Raw genomic sequence first — 3538 nt, forward strand, 5'->3', positions numbered from 1 at the left:
AGCTTAGGTAAAAGGCTGCAGATTGCGGCCTTTTTTCTTTTTAAAATAAACAGGTTAATCTTTACTGACATATTGATTGGCCGGCATAAGATCGAAATATGAGTATAGCTAAACCGTTGATTGTTTTTGTGGGCCCAATGGGGGCAGGAAAAACAACCATAGGAAAAATTTTAGCCAAAGAGCTGAACTTTGACTTTTATGATTCCGATAAAGAGATAGAGCGGCGAACCGGGGCAAACATTCCGTGGATTTTTGATGTCGAGGGCGAAGCAGGCTTCCGGGATAGAGAGAGCCAGGCAATAAAAGATTTGTCAGCACTTAAAAACGTCGTCTTGGCAACAGGTGGTGGTGCGATGATGCGCCCCGAGAACAGAGAGTGTGTGAACAACACTGCTTTTGTAGTGTATTTGAATACCTCAGTCGAGCAGCAGTACAAAAGAACTCACAAAGATAAGAATCGACCTTTGTTGCAGGGAGACAAAGATGCTCGTCAGGTCTTGAGTGATTTGTATGCGACCAGAGATCCAATTTATCGAGAAGTTGCTGACTATGTAATTGATACAGACAAAAAGTCTATGAAAGGTATTGTTAAAGATATAATCAGCGCGATAGAAAAAGAGTGAATAAATGATTGAGTTAAAAGTAGATTTGGGTGAGCGTGATTACCCAATTTTTATTGGCGAAGGCTTATTGAGTAATCCATCTCTCTATCAGCCCTACATTGCCGGAAAAAAAGTAATGCTGGTGACAAATGAGACAGTCGGGCCTTTGTATGAGCAGCAAGTTAGACAGGCATTGTCTGGCTATGAGGTTGATAGCGTGGTCTTGCCTGACGGAGAGCAATATAAGAATTGGCAAACCTTAAACCTGATTTTTGATGCGCTACTAGAGAAGGCTCATTCCAGGAAGACGACTATCGTTGCGCTGGGGGGTGGTGTAATTGGAGATATGGCAGGTTTTGCTGCATCAGCTTATCAGCGTGGCGTAGATTTTATTCAGGTGCCCACGACGCTTCTTTCGCAAGTAGATTCATCTGTAGGTGGAAAAACTGCAATCAACCATCCTTTAGGTAAAAACATGATAGGTGCTTTTTACCAGCCTAAAGCCGTTATCATTGATATTTTGACCTTGCAAACTCTGGCTTCAAAGGAAGTTTCAGCGGGCCTGGCGGAGGTGATCAAATATGGTTTGATCCGTAAGCCAGAGTTCTTTGACTGGTTGGAGGCTAATGTTGAGGCCTTAAGGTCCTTGGACTCTGATGCTTTAACCTACGCGATTAAAGAATCTTGTTCTTGTAAAGCGGAAGTTGTTGAACTAGATGAGAAAGAGGGTGGGCTTAGAGCAATATTAAATCTAGGGCACACATTTGGCCATGCGATTGAGACTTATGAAGGTTATGGCTCTTGGCTTCATGGTGAGGCGGTTGCAGCGGGAACAGTTATGGCAGCAGAATTGTCGAGAATGGAAGGCTGGATTAGTGATGAAGATGTTTCTCGAATTTCAAATATATTGCTTGCTGCTAACTTGCCAATTGAAGGGCCGGAAGGCATGTTGGCTTCAGAATATGAACGACTAATGTCTGTGGACAAAAAGGTAATGGATGGAACGCTCCGTCTTGTGCTTTTGAAGTCGATTGGTGAAGCTGTTGTGACAGCAGACTTTGGCGCTGATTCTCTGGCAAATGTTTTGGGTGGCAAAGCTTAATTAGAAGCAATTACTTGGTTCGATTAATTTTGTAGGTGAGTCGATAAGTCTGATATGAGTGTGACAAAAAATAATAATGTTTTGAGTGAGCAGCTCATTTCGCACTTTAACTTGAAAGAAAACCCATTCGATGAGCGAATGCTAGTATTTTTTGAGGGGGCGCAGCGTCAGCATAATTTAGAAACACTGCGCCATATGTCGACCTTTGGCGATATGGTTCTCTTGCTTACTGGCGAAAAAGGTGCTGGCAAAACCACTCTACTTAATAAATTTGCAAAATCTTCAGCTGGCGAGCTGAGTATCTACGTTACAGATGCTCAGGAGCTTGCTAATAAGGAAAAGTCGAAATCTGTTATACATGACTTTGGCGAGCTTGTTGGTTTAGATTCGATAGTTGGTGAAACTACGCGTCAATCATTTTCCCGTTTATTGCAGTATTTGGAAGATGAGTTCAAGAAAGATGGTGTGAGAAAGGTTCTGGTTTTTGATAACGCAGACCTATTATCAAAAAAAGAGCTTCAATTTTACTTTTCATATTTCAGTCAGTTGCCTAAAGAAAGCGGAGTGGTAGCAATTTTTTCGGGTTTGCCAAGCTTGCTGCAGCTTGCTCGTTTGAGTCACATAGAAGGTGATGACGAGTGGTTGCATCAAATGCAGCTTAAGCCTTTAGGTGCTTCAGATATGCTGGAATATCTCCAGTTGAGATTGGAGTATGCTGGCTATACCGGCTTGTTAGAGCTGTCAGAAAGTCAGGTGCAACATTTAATTGATATGGGGAAAGGTTTGCCTGGTCGGGTGAATCGTTTGTTCAGTAGTGTCGTGTTAGAACCGGGGGCATTAAAGCTACCGGTTAAGAGCCGTAAAGGAGTGCCGAAGCAGGTTTTTTGGGGTGTTGCCGTTCTGCTTTGCTTCTCATTTTTACTCGTGTCTTATCAATATGGCTTGTTTACTGAAGGAGATAGCGAAGCAGTCGCGCACGAGCAGCCGGAGCAAGAGAATAACTCTGATGAAAATAAAGTGTCTCTCGTAGAGCAACAGAGAGAAGCAAGGTTAAGAATGCTTGATCAGGCCCTGTCAGAGAGTTTGGCTAAAGCTTCAGAAAGCAATATAGATAGTTTGGATAAAGGTCGTCAGGGTAGTGGCGAGATTAAAAAAGGTTCGCTCAATAAGCCTGAAATGTCGGCGTCTCGATCAATTCCAGAGAGCGCTGGTGTTAAAGAGCTTGTTGAGCCCGACAAGGTACAAGATGGCACTCTAGCAGATAAAGAAGTTAGCGTTCCAGAATCGGATCAACTAGTTAGCGATACTTTGCAGATAGAGAAAATCGCTAAAAATGTACAGGAAAAAATTATTCCTGCCGCAGAGAGCAGCCGTGAAATACTTAAGCCGTTCTTTAAGGGGAAAGCATGGGTTGCATCCCAAAACTCAAGTGGTTATTCAGCTCAAATTTTAGGTAGCTATAACGAGAAAACAGCGATAGACTTCGCAAAGCGCGTAAGTAAAAGTGCTCAGCCGATATACTATCTTGAAACGCTGCATCGCGGTAAACCCTGGTTTGTTGTTTTTTATGGTGTTTATCCTGATAAGGCTTCCGCCAATGCTGCGCTCAAGGTGGCACCTAAAATTATTACTTCTCAACAGCCTTGGTTGAGGAGTTATGCTGGAATTCTCAAGTCTTATCCGAGGCAATAACTAAATTAGTTTTTTGAAGCTATCTATTTGAAATATAAGGATAGTTTATGCTTTTCTACGAGTTTTTTCTGCTTATACGCCTTCTTTAAGTTTGTACTGAATAAGCACGATGTGTAAAATGTCCAACCCCAATTTTCATAGT

General features: G+C 42.4%; 3 protein-coding genes. All 3 read left to right on the top strand.

All coding sequences use genetic code 11. From position 1 onward, the window contains the following. Positions 1-98 precede the first annotated feature (98 nt). Genes aroK through A3766_RS14855 form a run of 3 tightly spaced genes read left to right on the top strand, consistent with a single transcriptional unit; the run spans position 99 to position 3396 of the window. Positions 99-623 (top strand): shikimate kinase AroK, encoded by a 525-nt coding sequence (gene aroK, locus A3766_RS14845; RefSeq protein WP_082865394.1) that lies wholly within the window; start codon positions 99-101, stop codon positions 621-623. 4 nt (positions 624-627) lie between these two features. Continuing rightward, a complete protein-coding gene (gene aroB, locus A3766_RS14850) occupies positions 628-1704 on the top strand; it encodes a 3-dehydroquinate synthase (protein ID WP_068506598.1) in 1077 nt (358 codons plus the stop codon). 60 nt (positions 1705-1764) lie between these two features. Continuing rightward, on the top strand, positions 1765-3396 hold the full coding sequence (locus A3766_RS14855) for an AAA family ATPase (RefSeq protein ID WP_197476020.1): 1632 nt from the start codon (positions 1765-1767) through the stop codon (positions 3394-3396). Positions 3397-3538 lie beyond the last annotated feature (142 nt).

The organism is Oleiphilus sp. HI0132, from assembly GCF_001635845.1.

Excerpts from the sequence above, each read along its gene's own strand:
- aroK (WP_082865394.1), top strand. The coding sequence starts at position 99 with ATGAGTATAGCTAAACCGTTGATTGTTTTTGTGGGCCCAATGGGGGCA.
- aroB (WP_068506598.1), top strand. The coding sequence starts at position 628 with ATGATTGAGTTAAAAGTAGATTTGGGTGAGCGTGATTACCCAATTTTT.